This is a genomic window from Verminephrobacter aporrectodeae subsp. tuberculatae At4, from assembly GCF_000193225.1.
In the GTDB taxonomy this organism is placed as follows: Bacteria; Pseudomonadota; Gammaproteobacteria; order Burkholderiales; family Burkholderiaceae_C; genus Acidovorax; species Acidovorax aporrectodeae.
Window position 1 is genome coordinate 1 of record NZ_AFAL01000666.1, and the last position, 313, is coordinate 313.

The window sequence follows — 313 nt, forward strand, 5'->3', positions numbered from 1 at the left end:
GTAGGTGACCGTGGAGACGGCCTGGCCCACACCGGCGTTGCCTGCGAGGTTGGTCACGCCGGTGAGGTTGACGCGGATCTGGTTGCCCGTTGAGTTGTACCGGGTGATGTCGCCGCCGGGCATATCAGCGCGCCCCGGAGCCTTCAGCGTGACCGTCCAGGTGATGCCGCCATCGGTGCTCCTCAGGTCGTTGGCCAGCGTCGCGGAACCGCCCACGCTCAGGTCGGCGATGGTAAAGCTGTCGGTCGCGATGGCTTCGGCGAAGCGGATGGTGACGGTGGTGCTCTCGCCAATGCTCAGCTTGTCGTCGGCG

1 protein-coding gene is annotated in these 313 nt (G+C 66.8%); it reads right to left on the reverse strand.

Annotated features, from left to right (window positions below; all coding sequences use genetic code 11):
* Positions 1-313 (reverse strand): Ig-like domain-containing protein (locus VTU_RS33920; RefSeq protein WP_010107404.1); only part of this gene is annotated, 313 nt, incomplete at both ends.